The organism is Bacteroidota bacterium (assembly GCA_039714315.1).
In the GTDB taxonomy this organism is placed as follows: domain Bacteria; phylum Bacteroidota; class Bacteroidia; order Flavobacteriales; family JADGDT01; genus JADGDT01.
In genome coordinates, this window is record JBDLJM010000036.1 from 1 (window position 1) to 23,418 (window position 23,418).

Genomic DNA, 23,418 nt, shown 5'->3' on the forward strand with positions numbered 1-23,418 from the left:
TTGGCAAAACTTACAATTTTCCCGGTTTTATCGGCATAGATAATATCCAGACCGATTCGGGTATTTTTCATGTAAAAAGTCCTTATCTGCTCATCGGGGAAAATAAACAGCATGGAGTTGTTTTCTTCCATGTGACTTCTGTACATCAGTCCCTGTTGGGTGTGGAAATCGTCCTCGGCTATTTCGGTGTTTAGGTTGATAATTGTACCTTCTTTAGCCGATATTATCGATAAATCGGCATCTTTCCTGAATGGAATTTCAACCTTGCGCACTTTGGTCTTAGCACTTTGTTGTTTCTTATCTCCAGGTAAGCTGCTAAATATATATGCTGCTCCAAATGCAAGCACTAAAAAGGCAGAAATGTATCCTAAATACTTATTCTTATTATTTCTTTTTGGCATAATTGTAAATTCTGTTTTTCGATGAGTACATAAGATATACTCCTATTAAAATTAGCGGAATACTCAGTAGCTGTCCCATGTTCATCGCCATATTATCTTCAAAAGCTTCCTGGTTTTCCTTAACGAATTCAACCAAAAATCTAACCGACCAAAGCATCACTAAGAATACACCGAAAATATATCCCAGGTATTTCTTCTTATCTGTTTTCCAGAAAAGGAAATACAGAACCACAAATGTTATCAGATATCCTAACGATTCGTATATCTGCGATGGGTGACGTGGCGTCATAGGATCGGCTACATATGCATTTTTAAATACAAATGCCCACGGCAGGTCACTCGCCTTTCCAATTATTTCGGAATTCATCAGATTACCCAGTCTGATAAAAACTCCGGCAAGTGCAACCGTAATTCCCATTCTGTCGAGCAACCACAATGGCGGTTGTTTTATAACTTTTTTAGCAAAGTAGATGAAAGTCAGTATCATGGCTATTGCTGCCCCGTGGCTTGCCAATCCTCCATGCCAGATCTTTATAATTTCTCCGGGATGTTGTGAGTAGTAATCCCAGTCATAAAAAAACACATGACCCAATCGGGCACCAATTATCATCGAAATCATCGAATACATGAAAAGAGAATCGAGATATTCCTGTTTAATTTTCTCATCGATGAAAATTTTCTTCATTATCTGATACCCCAAAATGTATGCTAAGGCAAACATCAGACTGTAATATCTGATTTCAAAATTTCCGATTTCTATACCTTTTGGGACATCCCAAACAATTGATAGTAGGGTCATTATTTTTTTATATTAAGATTCTTGGTTTTAATTTTTGGTTCCGGCACCGGATCGTGTCCGTGACCTCCCCAGGGGTTGCAACTTACGATTCTTTTTATTGAAAGCCAACCTCCATGAAAAACACCGTGCTTTTGCAATGCTTCAATAGTATAAGTAGAGCAAGTTGGTGTATATCTGCAATTTGAACCCAAATATGGAGATATAGCTACTTTGTAGAACTTTACAAACCAAATAAACGGTATTGCAAGCATTTTTGATAGGCTCATTTTATAGTCGTTATTTATATAATGTCATTCCCTGCCTTCATACCTTTGGCAGGCAGGCGACCGGAGCTTTAGCGTAGTGGAGGAATCTCATGATATTATTCAGATACTATTATGAGATATCTCGACTCCGCTAAAGCTTCGCTCGATATGACGGTAAATTTAATTCACTGAGAACGTCGTTCCTTCCTTACCATCCTTAAGCTGAATACCCAAATCTATCAGCTTATCGCGTATTTCATCAGAAAGAGCCCAGTTTTTATCGTTTCTTGCCTCGTTTCTCATTTGGATTAGCATTTTCACTACTCCTTCAAGTTTATCAGAGCTGTTATCTACACTTATATCTTCCAGTCCCAAAACATCGAATACAAAGTCGTTTAATGTAGAAACTAATAAACCGAGATCTTCTTTTGTCAGAGATGCTTTATTTTCGGCTATCTGATTTACTGTTTTAACAGCATCAAAAAGATGAGAAATTAATATCGGAGTATTAAAATCGTCATCCATCGCGGTGTAGCACTTGTTAATCCATGCATTTACATCGAAGGTAGATGATTTTTTAGCTTCAAGATTATTTAGAAGCTTCATACCGTTCATCAATCTTTGATATCCTTTCTCAGAAGCAGCTAAAGCATCGTTCGAAAAATCAAGAACACTTCGGTAATGAGCCTGCATCATAAAAAACCTGACAGCGGTAGGGTGGAAGCCCTTGTTGAGCATCGGAGTATCGCCACTGAAAAGTTCATCAGGGTTTAAAGTATTACCGGTCGACTTACTCATGCGCTTTCCGTTTAGAGTAAGCATATTGGCGTGTAGCCAGTATTTAACCGGATCTTTACCGTTTGCCGCTTTATTTTGGGCTATTTCACATTCGTGGTGTGGGAATTTTAAATCCATTCCGCCACCGTGGATATCAAATTGTTCACCTAAATACTTTGTGCTCATTACAGAACATTCAAGGTGCCAGCCGGGGAAACCTTCACCCCATGGTGACTCCCAATGTTGTAAGTGGGCAGATGATGCTTTTTTCCACAGAGCAAAATCCTGAGGGCTTTTCTTATCGCTTTGTCCTTCAAGAGCTCTTGTATTGCTTTGAAGTTCATCTATATTTCTGCCGGAAAGTTTTCCGTAGTTATTATCTATATTATATTTTTCTACATCAAAGTAAATAGAACCGTCCACTTCGTAAGCCAAGCCCTTGTCAAGAATCGTTCTGGTCATTTGTATTTGTTCTACTATATGTCCCGTAGCCGTTGGTTCAATATCCGGAGGAAGAGTGTTAAATAACCTCAGCACATTGTGAAAATCAACAGTGTAATGTTGTACAATTTGCATAGGTTCAAGCTTTTCCAGCCTGGCTTTTTTCGATATTTTATCTTCCCCGTCATCAGAATCGTCTTCCAGATGCCCGGCATCGGTGATGTTCCTGACATATCGTACTTTGTAACCCAGGTGGTCTAAGTAACGGTATATCATATCGAAACTAATAAATGTACGTGCGTTGCCAAGATGAACATTTGAGTAGACCGTAGGCCCGCAAACATACATCCCGACATGATCTTTTATTACCGGAACAAATGTTTCTTTTTTTCCCGAAAGGGAATTGTATACTGATAATTTATTTTCTTTTATTGTTGACATTTTAATGATTTCATTGTTGAAAGTTGATACCTAAATTATTAACCATTATTTTTTTATTATTTGAAATAATGACAGAATATATAAATATATATGATAGAATTAGGAACAACAAGAATTGCAACCATTTTCAATGGCCGGGAAATATTGTTTAAACTGTGATAAGTTTGTAGTATACATTATTTTAAATAAAAAGTCCCCTAACTATGATTAAGAGAGGGGACAAAAATAATATTCTTTTTTTATAAACACTAATTATACCAAATGCATTATGAAATGGGCCTAATAAATTTTAAGTATTTTTTTGTTTCACTAATTTAAAATTTATTGCATAGCAGAGCTACGGAATCAATTTTAAGTGAAGTGAAATGGAAAAAGACCATAAATTTAAGGCATATATCATGGTGTTTTTGGTATTACACTCCGTTGTAATCAGTATCTAATTTTATATATTGAATAAATTCTTTCTTAATCTTGTCATCTTTGAAAACCCCGCCAAATTCCGATGTTACTGTACTTGAAGATACATCGCTGATTCCTCTTGAATTAACACACAGGTGTTTTGCGTCGATAATACATGCTACATCGTCTGTTCCCAGAGCAATCTGCAGTTCTTTTACAATCTGCATAGTCAGTCTTTCCTGAACCTGAGGACGTTTAGCATAATATTCAACAATTCGGTTCATTTTTGATAAACCAATTACATTACCATTCGATATATAAGCTATATGGGCTTTACCAACAATTGGTAAAAAATGGTGCTCACATGTAGAATAAACCGTAATGTTTTTCTCAACAAGCATTTCTCCATATTGATATTTATTATCAAATGTTGACATTTTAGGCTTGTTTTTTGGGTCTAAACCATGAAAAATTTCGCTGACAAACATTTTTGCAACCCGGGCAGGAGTACCTTTAAGGCTGTCATCATTAAGGTCAAGTCCAAGAGTTTCCATAATATCAGCAAAGTGATGCTCAATTATTTCTTTTTTCTCTTCATCTGTTTTGTTAAAAGCATCAGCTCTCATAGGTGTGTCAACCGAAGTACCTATGTGGTTGTCTCCAATGCTTTCGATTAATTCGTCTATATTTTTGTTGATATCACTCATTCGATTATATCAATTTAATAAACTAAATTGTTGACTTTTTAGTTAAGAAGCCAACTGTTATGTTGGTTATCGTTTGATTATTTACCAATTCAGGCACGCAAAGATATAAATTACTTTCTTATTTAGAATAATTTTAAAGAATAAAAGATGTATAAATGATGAGCGTGTGTAAATGTATGGTGAAGTGTTGAAGTGAAAAGTCCAAAGTCCAAAGTCTAAAGTTGTCTATAGGCTAACGTCTAGCATCTATGAATTCATCAAAATGATATATTGAGTAAAGAAAAATCCCGCTGATTAAATTTAATCAGCGGGATTATATTTTTGTAAACTATGCTAATTTCTTAGTTCACTCTAAAAGTATCATCTCCTTTTTCAAGGAAGTTAATTATCTGGTTAGCAGCTGCAACACCGGCATTAATATTAGCTTCGGCAGTTTGAGCTCCCATCTTTTTAGGAGTAAAGAATACGTTGTTAGGGAATTCTTCTTCAAATTTTGCTTTAGCATCAGGTGCAATATCCGATATAAAATTAATGTCTTTTCTCTCGGACATTAATTTTAGTACACCTTCTTCATCGATAACCTCTTTACGTGCTGTATTTACCAAAGTACCACCTTTAGGCATCTTGCTCAATAAATCGTAATTGATTGATTTTTTTGTTTTGTCGTTAGCGGGTATGTGTAATGATACATATTGGCATGCAGAATATAATTCTTCTACCGTATCAACAACAGTTACACCATCTTTCTCTATTTCTTCTTTACTAACAAAGGGATCGAAAGCAAGAACTTCCATTCCAAATCCTTTAGCTATCAAAGCTACAAGTTTACCTACGTTTCCATAAGCATGGATACCAACTTTCTTACCTTTAAGCTCAGTACCGGCAGATCCGTTATAACTGTTACGAGCAGACATAACCATCATACCAAACACTAATTCAGCAACTGCATTAGAGTTTTGACCCGGTGTATTCATTGCTACTACGTTGTTTGCTGTAGCAGCTTCAAGGTCGATGTTATCATATCCGGCACCTGCACGTACAATTACTTTTAAATTCTTTGCAGCATCAAGCACTTCTTTAGTTGCTTTATCGCTGCGAATTATCATTGCATCAACATCAGCAACGGCTTCAAGTAATTCAGCTTTATCGGTATATTTTTCTAATAATACAAGTTCGTAATTTGCATTATCTGTTGCCTTTTTTATTCCTTCAACAGCTTCTGCTGCAAAAGGTTTTTCGGTGGCTACTAATATTTTCATATCAATGTTTTTTTTGTGAGACGATGCACGCATCGTCTTTACATTATATTTTTATGAACTTAAGCTTTTACCTCAAGTTCTTTCATTACATCTATTAGAGCCTGAACGCTTTCTTTTGTAAGTGCGTTGTAAATTGAAGCCCTGTATCCGCCAACTGAACGGTGTCCTTTGATACCGCTGATATCAGCATCTGCCCACATTTTATCAAATGCTTCTTTTTTGCTTTCGTCAGTCAACAAGAAAGTAACGTTCATGTTTGAACGGTCTTCAAGTTCGGCAGTACCTGTAAATAAAGGGTTTCTGTCTATTTCAGCATAAAGCATTGCTGCTTTCTCATCGTTGTGTTTTTCAACAGCTTCGATTCCTCCTTGTGCTTTCATGTGCTCAAGGTTGAGCATTGCTACGTATATAGAAAATACAGGTGGAGTGTTGTACATCGAACCTGCTTTTGCGTGTACAGCATAGTCTAACATTGAAGGGATCTGACGGCCGTTTTTACCTAAAATCTCATCTTTAACTATAACTAGTGTAGTACCTGCCGGTCCTAAATTCTTTTGAGCACCTGCGTAGATTAAATCAAACTTAGAAATATCAATTTTTTTACTGAAGATATCAGAAGACATATCAGCTACCAACAATGCATCTGTTTTAGGATACTCTTTAAACTGAGTTCCGTATATAGTGTTGTTTGATGTAAAGTGTAAGTAATCTATATTAGAAGGAATTTCGTATCCTTTTGGTATAAAGTTGTAGTTTTTGTCGCTTGAAGAAGCCAACACTTCAACATCGCCTAGTCCTTTAGCTTCTTTAATAGCTTTTTTCGACCACGCACCGGTATCTAAATATGCAGCCTTTCCGCCTTCTTTTAATAAGTTGAAAGGAGCCATCAAGAACTGAGTACTTGCACCTCCCTGAAGGAACAATACAGAATAACCTTCCGGAACACTCAATAATTCTTTCGTCAAAGCCTGAGCTTTGTCCATGATTGCGATAAACTCTTTCGAACGGTGCGAAATTTCTAAAACAGAAAGTCCTATTCCGTCTAAATCTAAAACTCCCTCAGCAGCTTTTTTAAATACATCCTGTGGTAGTACACATGGTCCTGCCGCGTAATTATGTTTTGCCATTTTAAACTATATTTTACTATATGAGTTGTTATTGTTTTAAAGTGTAAAATTAGTAGCTTTTATATATTAGAAGGTCTTTGGACTATATTTTTTTTATTTAATAACGAAATTGATTTCTAAATATGAATATTGAAAGCTAAAATTAAGCTGGTAATTTCATATTTATGATTTTTACAGCTAAAATGTTTCATATGGTAATAGTATATATGTAGCTATATGTAATTTGATAACTACTAAAGTAGCGATGGATCATGTTGAAATATGATACAAAGTATAAAGGCAATTATTGTGAGTATTAAAAAAACAGATAGAACTATTTTTTAGTCTTTTTAAAGTCTAAAAGTTTTAGATTTTTTCTTTTATACGGTTTTTTCTCCGGTACTCTATTTTGATTTGCTGCTTTTACATTTTCAAATAATGACCATTTACCATCTATCCACCTAAAGGCATCAAAAGTTAAATCAGGACCATAGTATTTGGCAAATTCTTTCTTATCGGAAGTAAGTGGAGATAAGTGATCCATAATAATATATCTTTCCTTATCATCCCAATTCAGTTTCATACTTACCATTGAAGCAAATTCGTATACCATCCTGTATGGTGCAGGAGGGATTCTTTTTGGGCGTGGTTTTACATTTGTGTGTAAATCAAAAATTGGAGAACCAAATTCTAATTCTTCCCCATGCTTTATTGTTAATACATCAATGATTTTTTTTGTTGTATAGGTAGTATTACCATCCCAACCAAGAAGAGTATAATATGTTTTATCGTTGTGTGTTCTGGTAAGAATATTGTAATACAATGCACCAAACCACTTTTCAGGGTAAAAAGACCTGTATTTGTATGATGTTATAATATCGGACTGATCGTAAAGTTCTATAACTCTATAACCACTTTCTGTTTTTAGTTGAACAAACCCGTAAAATGTATATGTTCCGTTTTCGTATGGAAATGCCCAATTATATATTCTTAGTTTTTGATCTTCTGATTTTATTATAGACATTGTTCTTACAGAGTCAAAATCATATTCAAATGAATTTTCCTGTTCAATTGCACGTTTTAGAAAGGTTCTGAAAACCTCATTATTTTCAATTCTCAAACTTTCATCTTCGAAAGATATAATAGTTTTTCCAAGTACCCCCAGAACCTCGTTAAAGTCCTGCATAGTGAGATCTTCTCTTTCGTATTGTTCGTATAAGGAGGCTTGTGCCAGGATGGAGGCACTGTAGCTAATTAAAAATATAAATAAGGTAAAATAACGCTTCATTTAGGGCTTTTTCGAATTGTCGGCAAGGTAGCAAAAAATATGAATAATGCTTAGTTTGATCGTTATTTACATGCTTCTTATCTATAAACTACATTTATTTATCAAGAATTGCCAAACCTTCAAGGGCTGATTTATCATTTGGAGAGTATATCAATACTTTGTTGAATAATATCCTTGCTTCTTTTGATTTTCCCAGTTGAAGAGAGTTCCACGCATACATTATAAGTCCATCATATCCAAAAGGGTAGAGGTTAACAACCTTTTCGAATAGTGCCTGTGCATATCCAAATTTCTTTTGATTATAATATAGTAATCCCAATCTGTAATTTGCTGTAACATTGTTTGGAGAAATGGTAAGGATTTGTTTGTAAATTACTGCTACCGCATCCCACTTTGCATTGGCCGCCATAGGAAGTATCAGCCCATATTTTGCTTCTTCAGAGTAAGGGAGTATAGCACTAGCAATGGAATAGTATTTTTCTGAGGATTTAAAATCTCCTTTTTGATAATAGAGCCAGCCAAGCCTTAGGTTTATTTCATAAGAAGTATCAGAATAAACTTCTATCAGTTTATTAATTGATTCATTCAGATTATTATCTTTTTCAAATTTATAGCTATTCTCAAAAGCCTTTTGAATTTTACTTATTTCCTGAGCATTCGCTGAAAATGATAGAAAGAGTGCTATTATAATGATGATTATTTTTTGCATATCGTATTTTTTTAAAAGTTAAATCTTAAGCCAACTAATATTGACTTTAATTCATATTCTGTTTCCATTTTATTATAGTACTTTTCGTATTCGTTGGTCTGCATGACATTCCTAAGTTCTATATAAGCCTGAAAATGTTTGCTGAAATAGTAATTCGAATTTAAGCCATACCAATAATTAGTTGCATCATAACTATTGTATATAATCTGACCGTCATTATCTATAAAATTGTAAGCCTTACCATACATTCCAAAAATATTCATACTGAACTTTGAGTTAAAGTTTGATCCTATATTTTGTTTTATGATATAGTTGTTTTTATTTGTGTCAAATAGATTGTATTGGTAAATAATTGAAGTATTGGAGTATAGAAACTTATTGCCAAATGGGTAGTATTTAAGCGAGATGAATGGTTGAAACTGAACTTCGTCGTTTATATTAGATGCACTTCCTCCAAAGGATAAATCTGTATTTTTAATACTTTTTGATAGAGATAAATAGCCAACAAAGTTATTTTCAGAATTATTTGGTATATAATAAGAGGAACTTCCACCGCTTCCACCTCCATAACCAGAACCATATCCAGAACCATATCCGGTACCGTAGCCTGATGATATTGTTCCAAACCAGTCTGATATTTCTCTCATGTAGGTAAGTCCAACTTTTAAATTAGTTCCTTTTGATATACGTGTATTCCAAGAGAAGTAAAATTGATGTTGTTTAATTTTCTCGTCAATGATACTTGCAGAATATGTACTGTCGTAAATTGAATTTTCTCCTGTTATTAATGAATAGTTGAAGAAGAAATTGGAATTACCTTCCGAAAAATTGAATAAATCAACCGAATAATAATTCATAGTATTCCTGGTTCTCTGGGTAATATTACCCGTAACTTCACTACTTACATTGTATTCTCCAAAAGAGTAGTATTTATATTCGAAACCAAGACTGTTAAACAGGTTGTTACTGTTGTAAAAGCTTACTTTTTCTCTATGATCTCTATCCAGAGATAGCAATATTTTCCTGGCATCCGAAATTTGTGCACTATTGAGGTAGGCAAAATATAAGTACTCCTTGGCTACTTCATCTTCAGGTGATCTATTACTCACATTTTCGAGAAATGGGATAGATTTTCTATAATTTTTTTGCGAATAATAAGCTATTCCCATACGGTATTGAAGGTAGTAAAAGTCGATATCTGATTTTAAGGCTTTCTTCCCGAGGTCTATTAATTTGTTCCATTCTTTTTGCTGGTAATAATGGTATGTTAATTTATCTACATTATTTAGGTTTAAATTTTCCTGAGCAAATATATTAACCGTCCAAAAAACATTTAGAACAAGAAATAGGGCCAATATTTTTATTTTTAAATATGTCATACTTTAACTAATTCAATATGTTTTATTCCTTGTTTGTTGATAGCGATACTAAATGATCCACTTTTTAAAATTTTATTTGAAGAATTTAGTGTATATGAGCTCTCCAGTATTATTTCAGAGGGTGAAAAATCATTATCGATATAAGAGTATTTTAGGTTATACTTCGCCCCCAGGTAAATATAAAAAGGAGATACAAGATCCTGAATAAATCGTTTATTTTGAGAAAATAAATTATCTATAGGCATATTGTCGGTAACTGACAAATTTTTGTAATAGCCTTGTTCTATCTTGTATAAGCTGATATAAAATGTATATAAAAATGATTTTTTACTACCTTCAAAACTCACAAATTGAAATGAAGAACCATCGTTTTTGAAATACGCAAAGGCATTCGTGTTTAAACATTTTATGTAAGAGTTGTTAAAGGCGTCAGTTCTAACTTCAAATTCGTGATCATAGTTTTTGTCGTCAAAAACCTGAATAAAGTTATTGTCTGCTTCTGCAAATTTCAAGCGTTGCCCGGGAATAAAATTTAATGCATTTTTAAGGAGTGAGTTTGTTTCGATATTCGATACTAATTCGCCTTCGTTGGGAATAGCATAATTAGCCACTGTAACAGTATTGGCCGTATTTTTTATAATACTCTCGAAAGGGTATTTTAATGTCTTTGAACCAATGTAAGACATTGTTTGAAATTGAAAATGAAGATGAGGGTATGGCGACCTTCCTGAGTTTCCAACAGAAGCTAATAATTGGCCCTTTTTAACAAAATCACCTTTCTTAACTTTAAAAGTGTCTGATTTCAGATGACTTAATTGAGAATACAGATAATCACTATGTTTAATTACCAGACTATTTCCCCAGTTTTGAAGTGTATTTACCTTTCCGATAATATTATCATCGATACCGTCAAATAATTCTACTATTGTTCCGTCAGCAGGGGCAACTACCGGTTTGTTATAACACAGGTAATCTTCTACAAAATCTCCATTATTTTTAAATTGCGATTTTTCAGAATTCAAAATAATAAAGTCCCAGGCATCTTTCCATTCTCCAACATGCGTATGTTCTCCGTTATGACCCTGAGAAATTGTCCATTCTCCTAAAACCGGTAAATAAACAGGTAAATAGAAAGGGATTGGAAAGCGCTCCTTATTATTTAAATGCTGATATAGGTTTTTTTCAGGAGCATTGTGCTGAACAATTGGTTCTACCAAAACATCACCTTTTGAAAGTCTTAGTTTCATTACATACAGAAACATCAAAACAACAATATTAAATGGTAATGAGTAAATTGGCAGCCCCAAATAATAAAATAGTTGCCCCATCCCAAAAGTTATTATTACTGTTATTGGCAGTAATATTAGCATCCACGAATAAGACCATTTACTTGGTATAAGGAAAATACCCCCTAAGGCAATAGATGTAAGAATATAGTTGAAACCTATAAAAGTATAACTGAGCTGTTCAGAATCAATTCCGGCAAATTGATAAAATAAAATAGCAATGTAGAAACCAATTAAAGAAAGTGTAAAAGTTATTCTCGAACTTAATAATAAGGCTATAGCAATGATGAAACCTGCTATCTCACTATACTGAAAGGCAATTGCAGACAGAGATAAAAAATATTCTTTTAAGTAAAAAGGATAGGGGATTTCTCTGAGAAACTCATGCATATTAACCAACAGTTGCCCTCCAAGAGCATATAGCTCATTGTAGTGATAAATCCCCCTTTCATTTATTCCAATTCCTGCTAAACTGTTTTGAGATAAATCAATTACCCATATTCCCAGTAAAAAAGGTAAACTTAAAAATGGAAGGTAGTATTTACTTAATACTCCTTCAAGAACAAGAGTAATAAACAAGGTTAAAATAGAGACAATTGCAACTACGACCAATAGTTTAACACCGGGAGCAAAAATCACTGCTGTACCCAGTCCTACTAATAAGGCATTGAAGCCATAATAACCGTTTTTAATGTTTTTTTCACTAAACTTAAACCACAGAGCCGTTTGATTTGCAATTAATACAGATAATAAGCCCATGAGTCCTATCCAGAAATCGAAGAAACTAATGAGCATAACTGCAAACCCAAGTATCTTATTCTTTGAGAAGAATATTTGAGAATAGCTATGAGTAGTAATATCAAGATATTTTTTTAGCATTTTTCAGGTAATATATGTTATCAGTAAGCTGTTTTTATTTTAAGTATTCTGGTACAACTTCCTGAGCTTTAAAGGTTGCGTTATTTTCCTCTTTTCTAATGATGTGTGTATTTTTATCAGCATCAATTAGTACAATATTTGGTCGGAAAGTGATAAACTGCATCCACTGTGTCATATTATAAGCACCGATTCTTCTTATAGCTACTTTATCACCTTTTTGTAATAGGGGGAATTGAATAGCTTGCCTTACAACATCGATATTCATACATAATGGTCCGTATAAAGTTGTGTCTTCTGTTTGCTGGGTTGTAACATCAACAGGTAATACTTCATGTTCGTACCAGAATGATGTAAATAAATTATTTATTCCTATATCTAAGATAGTTGATCTTCTGCCATCAGCCAGTCTCTTATTTGCCAAAACAGATCCTAGTAGGTAACCCGCATCATCAACTAAAGCTCTTCCACTCTCTAAAATAAGTGTAGGCAAATCTTCAGGTGCAAAATCGGCACTCATAAGTGCTCCTGTAATTGCCTCTGCATAAGCATCGAATGTAGGACAGGTATCTTTACCCGGCAGGTAGGCTCCTTTAAGTGTGTTTTTTGAAGCAAATCCTCCACCCGTATCGATGTATTGTATTGAGTGATTAAATTTTTTCTTTAATGAAGTTGCTAATTCTGCTAATTTAGAAACGGCAACGGCATATGCGTTTGGTGTAGTAATGTATGTTCCGATGTGGGTGTGTAGCCCTACTACATCAACTTTTTCGCTGTACATTAACCTGTTTAAAGCCTGCCATGCTTCTCCATTTTCATAATTAAATCCAAATCTATCCCATTGGGGATAAATACCCGTATCCATATTAACCCTAATTGCAACTTTAGGACGTTTTTTTGATGATTCAGCAATTTTTAGAATTGAATATAATTCATCGAAATGATCGATATGGATAAGTGATGAGTTACTAATAGCCAGCTCTAAATCCGTATCGCTTTTGTCAGGTCCATTGAAAATAATTTCATTTCCGGGAACTCCATTTTTCAACGCCTTTTCGTATTCAAATCCTGAAACTACTTCTGCCCAAGAGCCTAATTTGTGGTATATTCTACATACCGCATCTAAGTAGTTTGTTTTGTATGACCATGCAAATTGAACTTTTGGGTAACGGGATGTAAAGGCACTTTTGGCCTCTTCATATGTATTTCTGATGATTGTTTCAGAAACAGCAAATACCGGTGAACCGTATTTATTAATTATATCTTTTATTGGGATTGTATCTATATGGCTTAATGTCTCAATAGAGGTTTTCATGCCAAACTTGTCAGGAACTCCCGCATTGATTTTATTTATTATAGGTCTTTCGTATTTTAATTTTGTCATTTTTATATTTTTTATTTGGTTATCAGTTTATTCATTTAATTGTGTTTATGTCGATTAATACAATAATTCACAGTATCAGTAAATCAACATAAAAACAAATTTTATTATTACAATTCACCCGTAATACTCAATTGTTCAAATTGAGAAATATCACCTATTAAATCGTAGGAATACCTGATAAACATTTTTCCAATATCGTAGCTGGTATAGGGCGCAACTTCTTCTTTATTTGCTAGTTTAATCAAAGATTCAGGAATATTCTGACCGGCACCTACAGCTAAATATACCCATGCAGGAATTCGAGGATTAATTTCTATTAAATAATACTTTCCTTCATTGGTTTTTATCATTTCGAGCTCCATCCCTCCACGCCACTTTGTATCTCTTAGTAAATCGTGTGTTATTTTTAGAAGCTTTTCATCGCCTAAAGTAATGCCTCCCCAGGCTTTCCCTTTATCGGTGATGTATTGTTTACGCATAGGTACAGCTCCAATTGTATTACCTCTACCGTCACCAAGAGCTATAACATTAACTTCAGTTCCTTTAATAAATTCCTGAATAATTACCGGTAGCCCCCATTTTGAGGATATTTTATTGAAATGTTCAATAACCTGTTCTGAATTATAGGCTAAGTATGCATCGTAGAATTTTCCTTTAACCAGTACAGGGTATTCAAAATCATCCCTTAAGCCAGAAATATCATTAAGGTTAGTTAACGGGACACTTTTTGGTACATCAATACTGTACTTTTCACCAAATTTGTCCAGATTTATTTTATCTCTTTCATCAAATTGCTCTTTTGTAGGTAAAAAGGTTTTAATGTTTAAAGCCTCCAGTTTTGACTGAGAAGAGATAAATGTAAATAGTTCAGCGTCAAAATTAGGAATGATGAAATCGAGATCTTCTTTTTCATTGATGTATTCAATTCTATCCATCAAAGCACTGGAACCAACTGAAGGGTAGGGGATCTGATAAATTTTATCAGCTATATTATCCATGTAAATTCCCGGCTCCAGATTTTCGTAAACCAGTCCAATAATTCGTACGTCAAATGATTTTGCTTCTCGCAAAGCCCTAATCACAGGAACCCCCGGACCCGGATTATCGGTATTGTTGAGCCCCGTAACGGCTATTGTATATTTAGGTTTACTCATTTTCTAAGAGGTTGTGATGATTAAGCATTCCGATAAAATCTTCATAGTTTCTTTCGAAAGTATATTCGTCTACATCGTATTTATTTAGAACATGAAAAGAAATATCACTTTTAACCTTTCCTGATTGAAATAGTTCTAATATTTCCCTTGCAATATTGTTTAAAGTAAAAGAGTCACCTGAATTAGGATCAAAAACAAATCCTGTTTCACTAATTGCTATATTTTTTTTGAGTTTCATATTGTATTTACTTATAAGTTTATCTGTTCAATATTTTTTTTTCGTCTAAAATAACAATAGAACAACAACTTTTAAAATCAACTGTTATTATTTTACCAAGTGTCTAATTATTTAGGAGAAGCTATTATGTTTTCGAATTCTTCCTGTGATATCTTATATAATACAAAAATTCTTCTCATAACATCCTTTTTTCTTCCTTTTCAAAATTAATTATACTATTCGTTATAACAGTTATAAAATTTGGTGTTAGTTTTATACTATGTTTATTTGTTGAAGCCAATTTTTATTTATTTACAATATGTAAATAATGAATTGAAATTAATAAATAAAAAACTGCCTCATATAAATGAGGCAGTTTTCGTTTTTTCAACACTTTTTTTAATTTTTACAGATGTCCAATTGGGTCAGGAGTACCATCTGGGTCACCATTTACATATCCATCTGTAGCAGGATTACCACCTGTAAGTAATAGAACACCACACATATGTGGAGCAGCCATTGAAGTACCACTCATTGTAGCAAAACCACCACTTTTATAGGTGGAGAAAATATCAACTCCCGGCATACAATAATCAATAGGTGGATTACCATAGTTAGAGAAATAAGCGAAATCATCATTTATATCCATAGCAGAAACAGTCCAAATATATTGACCATTTACTCTGGCAGGTGAATGATTATTCGCATCATCAGATTCATTTCCGGCAGCTAAAGCGAAAAATATACCATTTTCGGAAGCAGCAAATACTGCATCATCGATTGGCTGATATACACCGCCTCCAAGACTCATATTTACAGCATCTCCCGGAGAAGCATTTGCAGCAACAAAATCAATTCCGGCAATAATTACCGAATAAGCTCCACTACCTCTTCTGTCTAATACCTTTACAGGTACAATAGTTGCATTTGCGGCTACACCTACAACACCAATTTCGTTGTCGATACCTGCAACTGTTCCGGCACAATGCGAACCATGGCCATTATCATCGTCTGCATAAGCATCATTATTTATGAAATCGTATCCTTTAGATCCGTCCACATTTATATCCGGATGGTCTAAATCTACTCCTGTATCAACAATCCAGGCAGTTTTACCTGTTGCATCCTGAGATCCTACACGTGTTATACCAAAAGGAACACTTTGCGCAGGTGGTTCAGTTGGAGTAGGTGGTCCGCCTCTCAAAATATTCATATCACCTAAACTAAACATTTTGTCCGGAGCTATATAAGCAACTCTTGAGTCGCTTTTTAAATGTTTTAATTGCTCTTCGTTTAGTTTTGCTGCAAAACCATTTAGAACAGCACCATAAGCATGTTTTAAGGCACCTTCTTCTATCCCCAACTGTTTAGCTTCGGATTTCATAGCCTGAATTTTGTTTTCATAACTTAATTGAACATCATTTTTGTTCAATGAAGTTTTTAGAACTACAATATATTGCCCCGGAATTACCTCTTCAGATATATTGCTATAACTCGCTTTATCAGGTTGAGTTATATCTTCCTGATTAGTTTTTACTTCTTCTTTGTTACACGAAGAAATAATTAAACCCAGTGAAAGAGCGAATACTCCCAATAGAATTTTTTTCATAATTAATTAATTTAATGTTAATAATTGTGTCAAAAAAACTATCAAATATATGGGTATATACATAAGTTAATGTTATGTAATTAAGTGTTAATGTTATGTAATCTAGATGTGTGCACCTTGTTTGTCAGTAACTTAGCGAGGATGTTCTTACTTATTAAGTAAGAATGTTGAATTTTTGGATATTATCAGACAGACTAATAGTATTTTATGATTGCATTTTGATATTTAACTGGTATTGGTAAGAAACAAAGCCTAAATCAGAGTTATTAATGCTCAACATATAATTAAACAAGTTGGATGTTTACTATTTATTAAAGCAATTCTTCAATAGATTTCCTATCTGTCCTTTTCCCTTTTTTATAGTCGCTTACGGTAATTCCTGTCTCTTTTTTAAATTGCCCGGAGAGGTATTGTACACTGCTATAATCCATCATATAAGCAATCTCAGAAAGGGTAAATTCATCACTGTCGATAAGCTCTTTTATTCTCTCTATTTTATTTTGAATGATGAATTTTTCTAAAGTAGTATTTTCGTGTTTAGAGAATAATTTTGATAATTGTTGATAACTTAGATTAAGCTTTTCTACTAAATATTGTGATTTTTGAACCATTGAATTAACATTATTCATTTGATGAATTAATTCAATTACAGCGAGTTTTGTTTGTTCTACAATCTTTTTTTCTCTGCTAATAACCAATCCAAAGCCTTCTTTTTGCAAAATAATGTCTAATTCTTCAATTGATGGACTGCCTTCTGAGAAAATAACTTTAGCATAACCTAGTTTTATGCTAACAATATCTACCTTGTTTGCTTTAATGATATCACTGATATTTTTTATACAACAATTACACATCATATTTTTGATGTACAATTCCTCAGTATGTGGATATGTTTTATTCATTGAAGGTTCAAATATCAATATAATAATTAATGTCCCAAAAAAAATATTATTAATAAAAGTTAATTAAAGTTAATTACGCGAAGCTTATTGTATTTGTTACTTTTGCATCGAAAAATAATATTCATCTTACGTAATATAAGAGAGATTGATTTTAAGTTCAGATACAAGATGAAGTAAATTATTTGTTACAAATATCCCTTGGAGAGAACAGTTTTAGGGCTAAAAGAGATTTAATAAAGATGAATAGGAATAACCGTATTGATGCATTTGCAAAGTTAGGTGAGTTTTTGGGCCAATTTAAAATAAGCGGAAACCAAAAGAAAGATCTGGCGATTAATGCAAAATATTTTGATGAGTTTGAATCACAGATAAATAAGGCTGTTCATTATAACGGGTGGTTTACAAAGGATAATGTTCTTTTTGCATTTGAAGAATGGTCAAATCTTTTGACTGTTGAAAAGCTTACATACTGGATGGAAAAATATCCTTACAGTGTAAAAGAACCGAAGATTGTCGGTCTGATAATGGCAGGGAATATACCATTGGTTGGATTTCATGATTTTCTTACTGTTTTAATGAGTGGTCATAAGGTGAAGGCTAAGCTATCGTCGAACGATAAGCAGTTTTTTCCTATGATAGCCGCTTTGTTGAAGGATGAGAATCCCGATTTTGTTGATAAGATAGAGTTTACAAACGATAAATTAGAGGGGTTTGATGCTGTTGTAGCTACAGGGAGCAATAATACCGCACGTTACTTTAATCATTACTTTAAAGATTATCCATCAATAATACGCCAGAACAGAAACTCTGTGGCAGTATTGTCGGGAGATGAAAGTGAAGAGGAGTTAAAGGCATTAGGAGAAGATATATTCAGATATTTTGGATTAGGTTGCCGTAGTGTTTCAAAACTATTTGTTCCAAAAGGATATGATTTTGATAAAATATTTAAGTCAATATACAGTTATAAAGATATAATCAATCACGCCAAATACGCAAATAACTATGATTATAACAAGGCCGTATATTTAATGAGTAAATTTAAGTTGGTTGAAAATGGTTTTTTTATGCTTAAAGAAGAGGTAGGCTATGGAAGCCCTATTGCAACTTTATTTTACGAATATTACGACAGTATAGAAATGCTTAAAAACAGATTGTTGCTTGATGAAGAAATGATTCAATGCGTAGTAGGGAACAGTAATTCTGTGGAGGGAGAAGTAGCTTTTGGACAGTCTCAGCACCCGGCATTGTATGAATATGCTGATGGTGTAGACACAATGGACTTTTTATTGAAATTATAGATGTAATTTATTGATAATTGCAAATTACATAGTATTAAATGAATAGAACTTAATTAATGAAGAAATTAATAACAATTATTACAGTACTTTTTATTGTAGGGCTAGGTATAGGAGGATATTTGTATTCGATAGTATATATGTCGAATGTGTCTATACCCGGTTCAGAAAAAGCATATGTTTATATTAGAAATAATGCCGGGTTTGAAGAGGTACTTGATTCATTGGATGTTTATCTGGACGATGTTTCCTCTTTCGAAAGAGTTGCAAAATTGAAAAAATATCCCGAATTAATAAGAACAGGAAAATTCGAAATAAAAAATAATTGGTCGAATAACGATTTGGTAAATCACCTGCGATCAGGAAATCAAGCCGAAGTAAAATTAGTTTTCAATAATGCAGATTCAGTTGAGGAATTGGCAGGCAAGATCAGTAAACAAATAGAAGCAGATTCGACAGATATTGTTAACTATATATTTGATCCGGCTTTTTTGAAAGAAAATAAGTTTACAAACGAAACAGTAGGGTCGTTATTTATTCCTAATACTTATTTTGTGTACTGGAATACTGATGCTGAAACTTTCACATTAAGAATGTTGAAAGAGTATCGTAAATTCTGGAATGAAGATAGACTGGCTAAAGCAAAAAAAATAGGGTTAAAACCATCACAGGTAAGTACATTAGCTTCTATTGTGCAGAAAGAAACGGTAAAACGTGACGAAAGAAGAACAGTAGCCGGGCTTTACATGAACAGACTTAATAATAACTGGAAATTAGAATCAGATCCAACAGTTATTTTTGCTCTAAAAAAACAGGCAGGTTTTAAAATAGAAGTTAGAAGAGTACTCTATAAAGATTTAAAGGTTGATTCTCCGTATAACACATATATGAATAGCGGATTACCTCCGGGACCAATTACTATACCTGAGATAGATGCAATAGATGCTGTGCTTAATTACGGTGAAAATGCGTATTTTTTCATGTGTGCAAATCCGGAAAGAATGGGATACCATTCTTTCGCTAAAAGCCTTAGACAGCATAATAGAAATGCCAGGAAGTATGCACATTGGCTAAACCAGCAAAACATAAAGAGATAGATGCAAAGAAGCCTGATCTATTTAATTATACTATTCATTTTTATAGCTCATAATGAATCGTCGGCACAAAGTTTTTATGAAAAGAGTGATACTCTCAATGTAAAAAGACGAAATTTTGTAGTTGGAAGTACTATTGGTGTTGGTAGCTTAACTGTTAGCGGGCTATATCAATTATGGTATAAAGATTATCCCCAAAGTGATTTTCATTTTATAAACGATAACCAGGCCTGGTTGTACATGGATAAATTTGGACACGCAACAACCGCATATTGGTTTGGAAGTATGGGTATGAAATCATTCAGGTGGTCGGGTATGAGCGAAAGAAATGCTATTTGGTGGGGAGGTAGTGTAGGCCTTATATTTTTAACTACGGTAGAGATTTTTGACGGTTTTTCGGAACAATGGGGTGCCTCTGCCGGTGATGTTGTCGCAAATATTTCTGGAACTGCTTTATTAATAGGTCAGGAATTAATCTGGAATGAGCAGCGTGTAGAATTAAAGTTCTCATATTCACCAAGCCCATATGCAGATCAAAGTCCCGAATTATTAGGTAAAACACCTGTTCAGTCTATAATAAAAGATTATAACGGACAAACATATTGGTTGTCGGTAAACCCATGGTCATTTGCAAAAGAAAGTAGTTTTCCAAAATGGCTAAGTGTGTCTATGGGCTATGGAGCCGAGGGTATGCTTAGTGGAAGTAAAGAAATTCCCGAAGGTAGTTACTCTAAGTTTCTGTTAAGTTTAGATTTAAAACTTTCCAATATCAACACAGGTTCAAGGTTTTGGAATACATTTTTTGACGCAATTAACGTAATAAAAGTACCTTTTCCCGCTCTGGAATATAATACCAAAGGTAATTTTGAGCTCCATCCTATATATTTTTAGATAAAAATGTAAGTTTTTTTAGGTGACTTAAATCTGTGATTTCACCAGTGAAAGCTTGCCTTGTAGGATTAGTGTATTGTTGAATAAGAAAAAGATTACATAATTTATCAGTGTATTTTTGCTAATTAATTGAAAATCAATTAAATTTAATATAGCAAAAATACACTATGAGACTTTTATTAATAAGCGCTGTAACCTTTGGTTCAGTTTTTTTTTCCCTTTGGATTAACGTCAAATCAATATTTGATACCGAAAAGGAAGAAGAAACTGACTTGGTTATAGTGTCAGAAATAAGTAGCAGGCCTGTGCATATTGACGAAAAATATGCAAATATGCTGGTGCTTATTCCTAAAAATGATAAGCTTAAGTGTTTAAGTCCGATTTTGACTAAAGATTTTGTTGGTTTTAAGGAAGCTATTGGGTTCAGAGAATCATCAGGTAAATATGATAATGTTAGTAAATTCGGTTACTTTGGAAAATATCAGTTTGGAAAATGTGCTATGAGTGATTTGGGGATTTATGATGCTGAGGCATTTTTAAAGTCCGCTAAATTGCAGGAGGAGGCTTTTGTAGCACTTTGTTCTTTGAATAAATATAAGTTAAGAAATTACCTGGCAATATATGATGGTAAAACTATAAACGGAATTGAACTTACAGAGTCCGGCATGCTGGCAGCATCACATTTACTAGGTCCCGGAGCAGTTATAGCGTTTATTAAATCTGACGGGAAAAATGTAGGAAAAGATGGTTTAGGAACTTCATTGCTTGAGTATTTAGAAGTATTTAAGGATTATGATACTTCAGTAATTACGGCGAGTAGTAAAATTACGTTAAGAGTATCTTAGAAATGCTACAATATTAATTGAAGCCACCCATTTTGGTGGTTTTTTTATTTAGGATAAATGGTAAAGTAATGGAAAGATTTGTTATAGATCATTTAGGTAGGCAGTTAAATGTTAATTATCCTCCAAAGAGAATAATTTCGACAGTACCATCACAAACTGAATTATTAGCAGACTTAGGTTTAGAAAAGGAGGTAGTAGGAATTACCAGATTTTGTACATATCCGGAAGACTGGAAAAAAAGTAAAGAAATAATCGGTGGAACAAAGCGCCTTGATTTTAATAAAATATCAGATTTAGCACCTGATTTGATAATTGGCAATAAAGAGGAAAATGTAAAACCACAGGTGGAGAAAATCGCTGAAAAGTTTCCTTTTTGGATAAGTGATGTTCAATCTTTTGAGGATAATCAGAAATTGATTAGAGATGTTGGAGAACTATGTGCTAAAAATACTGAGGCTGAAGTGTTGTGTAGCAGGATTGATGAAGTTTGCTCAAGAGTAAAGGATGTTCAAAAAACACCAAAACGCATAGCGTATTTTGTGTGGAGAAACCCGTTTATGGTTGCCGGAAATAATACCTATATAAATTCATTGCTGAATAAACTTGGATTTATAAATGTATTTGAAAACTATGAAGGACGATATCCAACAATCACATTTAAGGATTTAGAAAATGAAAATCCGGATGAAATATTCCTGTCATCAATTCCATTTCCATTTAATTCAATTCATGCTCAGGAATTTGAAATGCATTTTTCCGATATGAAAATAAGATTTGTTGATGGAGAAGTGTTCTCATATTTTGGATCGAGGATTGCAAAATCAGAGGAGTATTTGCTGTCAATGATCAAGTGAATTACAGGTCATTTTGGATTTTAATAGTATTCTAAAAACAGAAACCAAAAGTTTTTACTTCTGGTTTCTGTTTTCTGTTTTATTGTTAGACTAATAATAATTTATTTGATGAAAAGGGGTGAATCTTTGAATCAAAAATGATTGATTTCCTTTTTTTGAACTCTAATTTATCAGTATTTATAACTGAACTTATGCTGTCATTGCAATCCAGACATTCTAAACCATCTTCCGTCATAATCCAGTAATGATTTAGCATTTGATAACCCCAGTAATCATTTATATTATCTATATGTCGGATGAAGTCATTCATATTTTCTTCAAAATAGATTACCGTTCCAACAGGTATGAAAAGAATAGCCTTTAATTCCTGATCGCGCATCTTACTTTCGGCAGGAGTAGAAAAATAATCGTTTAGTATTAATTGATTATCTTCTACTGTATATGAGTAATTAATTGCTTTTACTCTTTTTAGAGCCTTACTTCTTGATTTGCCCCTGGCATATTTTTTTATTCTTAATTCAGAATTCCCTGTTCTACTTTCCTGAATATCAAAATCCATTTCATTAAACAGCAACTCTGAACCACTTTCGGTTTCTCTCATGGAAATACTTTCATTATTTATAAATTTTCCATAAGTGTAATAATCAGAATTTATTGTTTTAATTATTATTGTGTCGCTCTCTATCATTAATGGTTCCTGTTCGGTCATAGAACTTCTCGTGCTAAAGTCTAAAGAATTATCTGCAACTATTGTTATAACTCCTGAAATTGAAGCAAACCATATAACTACTAAAACGATTACAAATACGGTGTTAATTCGTGATTTTCTGGTTAAAATTCTGATACCTAACATTACTAATAACAGGATAGGTATTAATATGATTAAAGACCCTAACACTAATGAAATATTAAGTTGTAATACCGAATTAACAGCAGTTGACATTATATCCATTAATGATCCGTCATAGAATATTTCTCCTACGGAGTTGTTTGCCATGTAGAGACCAAAAATAAGAGCAGGTATTGTGATTACTCCTACAAGTATTAGAGCCACACCAAG

22 protein-coding genes are annotated in these 23,418 nt (G+C 33.4%); 5 read left to right on the forward strand and 17 right to left on the reverse strand.

Features of this window, described 5'->3' with window-relative positions; genetic code table 11:
- The 16 genes from ABFR62_05585 to ABFR62_05660 all read right to left on the reverse strand — a co-directional run.
- Nucleotides 1-401: DUF192 domain-containing protein (locus ABFR62_05585; protein MEN8137883.1), on the reverse strand; the 401-nt coding region annotated here is incomplete at its 3' end.
- A complete protein-coding gene (lgt, locus tag ABFR62_05590) occupies nt 385-1,200 on the reverse strand; it encodes a prolipoprotein diacylglyceryl transferase (protein MEN8137884.1) in 816 nt (271 codons plus the stop codon). The genes lgt and ABFR62_05585, both read right to left, overlap by 17 nt.
- Nucleotides 1,200-1,466, reverse strand: a complete 267-nt coding sequence (gene yidD / locus ABFR62_05595; protein MEN8137885.1) for a membrane protein insertion efficiency factor YidD — start codon at nt 1,464-1,466, stop codon at nt 1,200-1,202. The genes lgt and yidD overlap by 1 nt, the downstream gene beginning before the upstream one ends.
- Nucleotides 1,467-1,625: 159 nt before the next feature.
- Nucleotides 1,626-3,104 carry a cysteine--tRNA ligase gene (gene cysS, locus ABFR62_05600; GenBank protein ID MEN8137886.1) on the reverse strand — a complete coding sequence of 493 codons (1,479 nt, stop codon included), beginning with the start codon at nt 3,102-3,104 and terminating at the stop codon, nt 1,626-1,628.
- A 413-nt stretch (nt 3,105-3,517) separates the two neighbouring features.
- Entirely contained in the window at nt 3,518-4,210 is a 693-nt protein-coding gene (gene folE / locus ABFR62_05605) for a GTP cyclohydrolase I FolE (protein ID MEN8137887.1), read from the reverse strand.
- Between the two features lie 341 nt (nt 4,211-4,551).
- Nucleotides 4,552-5,469, reverse strand: a complete 918-nt coding sequence (locus ABFR62_05610) for a 3-phosphoglycerate dehydrogenase (protein MEN8137888.1) — start codon at nt 5,467-5,469, stop codon at nt 4,552-4,554.
- A gap of 59 nt (nt 5,470-5,528) precedes the next feature.
- Entirely contained in the window at nt 5,529-6,596 is a 1,068-nt protein-coding gene (gene serC, locus ABFR62_05615) for a 3-phosphoserine/phosphohydroxythreonine transaminase (protein ID MEN8137889.1), read from the reverse strand.
- A 313-nt stretch (nt 6,597-6,909) separates the two neighbouring features.
- Nucleotides 6,910-7,863, reverse strand: coding sequence for a hypothetical protein (locus ABFR62_05620; GenBank protein ID MEN8137890.1), 954 nt, complete (start codon nt 7,861-7,863; stop codon nt 6,910-6,912).
- 94 nt (nt 7,864-7,957) lie between these two features.
- Nucleotides 7,958-8,572, reverse strand: coding sequence for a tetratricopeptide repeat protein (locus tag ABFR62_05625; GenBank protein ID MEN8137891.1), 615 nt, complete (start codon nt 8,570-8,572; stop codon nt 7,958-7,960).
- 11 nt (nt 8,573-8,583) lie between these two features.
- Nucleotides 8,584-9,951 carry a hypothetical protein gene (locus ABFR62_05630; protein ID MEN8137892.1) on the reverse strand — a complete coding sequence of 456 codons (1,368 nt, stop codon included), beginning with the start codon at nt 9,949-9,951 and terminating at the stop codon, nt 8,584-8,586.
- Nucleotides 9,948-12,116, reverse strand: coding sequence for an urea transporter (locus ABFR62_05635; GenBank protein ID MEN8137893.1), 2,169 nt, complete (start codon nt 12,114-12,116; stop codon nt 9,948-9,950). The genes ABFR62_05630 and ABFR62_05635 overlap by 4 nt, the downstream gene beginning before the upstream one ends.
- A 34-nt stretch (nt 12,117-12,150) precedes the next feature.
- Nucleotides 12,151-13,497: an alanine racemase gene (locus ABFR62_05640; protein MEN8137894.1), complete on the reverse strand. Its 1,347-nt coding sequence runs from the start codon at nt 13,495-13,497 to the stop codon at nt 12,151-12,153.
- Nucleotides 13,498-13,604: 107 nt separating this feature from the next.
- Nucleotides 13,605-14,651: an ATP-grasp domain-containing protein gene (locus ABFR62_05645; GenBank protein ID MEN8137895.1), complete on the reverse strand. Its 1,047-nt coding sequence runs from the start codon at nt 14,649-14,651 to the stop codon at nt 13,605-13,607.
- Nucleotides 14,644-14,889 carry a PqqD family protein gene (locus tag ABFR62_05650; protein ID MEN8137896.1) on the reverse strand — a complete coding sequence of 82 codons (246 nt, stop codon included), beginning with the start codon at nt 14,887-14,889 and terminating at the stop codon, nt 14,644-14,646. The genes ABFR62_05645 and ABFR62_05650 overlap by 8 nt, the downstream gene beginning before the upstream one ends.
- A gap of 385 nt (nt 14,890-15,274) precedes the next feature.
- Entirely contained in the window at nt 15,275-16,477 is a 1,203-nt protein-coding gene (locus ABFR62_05655; protein MEN8137897.1) for a S8 family peptidase, read from the reverse strand.
- Nucleotides 16,478-16,788: 311 nt separating this feature from the next.
- Nucleotides 16,789-17,379: an AraC family transcriptional regulator gene (locus ABFR62_05660; protein MEN8137898.1), complete on the reverse strand. Its 591-nt coding sequence runs from the start codon at nt 17,377-17,379 to the stop codon at nt 16,789-16,791.
- A gap of 239 nt (nt 17,380-17,618) precedes the next feature.
- Between ABFR62_05660 and ABFR62_05665 the strand changes: the two genes are divergently transcribed.
- The 5 genes from ABFR62_05665 (at nt 17,619) to ABFR62_05685 (ending at nt 22,358) form a co-directional block, all read left to right on the forward strand.
- Complete coding sequence (locus ABFR62_05665; GenBank protein MEN8137899.1) at nt 17,619-18,677, forward strand: acyl-CoA reductase; 1,059 nt, start codon at nt 17,619-17,621, stop codon at nt 18,675-18,677.
- 56 nt (nt 18,678-18,733) lie between these two features.
- Nucleotides 18,734-19,771, forward strand: a complete 1,038-nt coding sequence (gene mltG, locus ABFR62_05670) for an endolytic transglycosylase MltG (protein ID MEN8137900.1) — start codon at nt 18,734-18,736, stop codon at nt 19,769-19,771.
- Nucleotides 19,772-20,659 carry a DUF2279 domain-containing protein gene (locus ABFR62_05675; protein ID MEN8137901.1) on the forward strand — a complete coding sequence of 296 codons (888 nt, stop codon included), beginning with the start codon at nt 19,772-19,774 and terminating at the stop codon, nt 20,657-20,659. It begins immediately after the preceding gene.
- A gap of 167 nt (nt 20,660-20,826) precedes the next feature.
- The gene (locus ABFR62_05680; GenBank protein MEN8137902.1) at nt 20,827-21,504 is read left to right on the forward strand and encodes a peptidoglycan-binding protein LysM; all 678 of its coding nucleotides are present in this window, start codon (nt 20,827-20,829) and stop codon (nt 21,502-21,504) included.
- A gap of 68 nt (nt 21,505-21,572) precedes the next feature.
- Entirely contained in the window at nt 21,573-22,358 is a 786-nt protein-coding gene (locus ABFR62_05685) for a helical backbone metal receptor (protein MEN8137903.1), read from the forward strand.
- Between the two features lie 85 nt (nt 22,359-22,443).
- Here ABFR62_05685 and ABFR62_05690 read toward each other — a convergent pair.
- The coding region (locus ABFR62_05690; GenBank protein ID MEN8137904.1) for a hypothetical protein at nt 22,444-23,418 on the reverse strand (975 nt) is incomplete at its 5' end.

What these genes read in the sequence shown, in the direction of transcription:
- lgt (MEN8137884.1), bottom strand. Translation starts at nt 1,200, where the DNA reads ATGACCCTACTATCAATTGTTTGGGATGTCCCAAAAGGTATAGAAATC.
- ABFR62_05655 (MEN8137897.1), bottom strand. Translation starts at nt 16,477, where the DNA reads ATGAAAAAAATTCTATTGGGAGTATTCGCTCTTTCACTGGGTTTAATT.
- ABFR62_05675 (MEN8137901.1), top strand. Translation starts at nt 19,772, where the DNA reads ATGCAAAGAAGCCTGATCTATTTAATTATACTATTCATTTTTATAGCT.
- ABFR62_05635 (MEN8137893.1), bottom strand. Translation starts at nt 12,116, where the DNA reads ATGCTAAAAAAATATCTTGATATTACTACTCATAGCTATTCTCAAATA.
- ABFR62_05645 (MEN8137895.1), bottom strand. Translation starts at nt 14,651, where the DNA reads ATGAGTAAACCTAAATATACAATAGCCGTTACGGGGCTCAACAATACC.
- ABFR62_05660 (MEN8137898.1), bottom strand. Translation starts at nt 17,379, where the DNA reads ATGAATAAAACATATCCACATACTGAGGAATTGTACATCAAAAATATG.
- serC (MEN8137889.1), bottom strand. Translation starts at nt 6,596, where the DNA reads ATGGCAAAACATAATTACGCGGCAGGACCATGTGTACTACCACAGGAT.
- ABFR62_05665 (MEN8137899.1), top strand. Translation starts at nt 17,619, where the DNA reads ATGAATAGGAATAACCGTATTGATGCATTTGCAAAGTTAGGTGAGTTT.
- folE (MEN8137887.1), bottom strand. Translation starts at nt 4,210, where the DNA reads ATGAGTGATATCAACAAAAATATAGACGAATTAATCGAAAGCATTGGA.
- ABFR62_05610 (MEN8137888.1), bottom strand. Translation starts at nt 5,469, where the DNA reads ATGAAAATATTAGTAGCCACCGAAAAACCTTTTGCAGCAGAAGCTGTT.
- ABFR62_05640 (MEN8137894.1), bottom strand. Translation starts at nt 13,497, where the DNA reads ATGACAAAATTAAAATACGAAAGACCTATAATAAATAAAATCAATGCG.
- cysS (MEN8137886.1), bottom strand. Translation starts at nt 3,104, where the DNA reads ATGTCAACAATAAAAGAAAATAAATTATCAGTATACAATTCCCTTTCG.
- ABFR62_05625 (MEN8137891.1), bottom strand. Translation starts at nt 8,572, where the DNA reads ATGCAAAAAATAATCATCATTATAATAGCACTCTTTCTATCATTTTCA.
- ABFR62_05680 (MEN8137902.1), top strand. Translation starts at nt 20,827, where the DNA reads ATGAGACTTTTATTAATAAGCGCTGTAACCTTTGGTTCAGTTTTTTTT.
- ABFR62_05650 (MEN8137896.1), bottom strand. Translation starts at nt 14,889, where the DNA reads ATGAAACTCAAAAAAAATATAGCAATTAGTGAAACAGGATTTGTTTTT.
- ABFR62_05630 (MEN8137892.1), bottom strand. Translation starts at nt 9,951, where the DNA reads ATGACATATTTAAAAATAAAAATATTGGCCCTATTTCTTGTTCTAAAT.
- ABFR62_05685 (MEN8137903.1), top strand. Translation starts at nt 21,573, where the DNA reads ATGGAAAGATTTGTTATAGATCATTTAGGTAGGCAGTTAAATGTTAAT.
- ABFR62_05620 (MEN8137890.1), bottom strand. Translation starts at nt 7,863, where the DNA reads ATGAAGCGTTATTTTACCTTATTTATATTTTTAATTAGCTACAGTGCC.
- yidD (MEN8137885.1), bottom strand. Translation starts at nt 1,466, where the DNA reads ATGAGCCTATCAAAAATGCTTGCAATACCGTTTATTTGGTTTGTAAAG.
- mltG (MEN8137900.1), top strand. Translation starts at nt 18,734, where the DNA reads ATGAAGAAATTAATAACAATTATTACAGTACTTTTTATTGTAGGGCTA.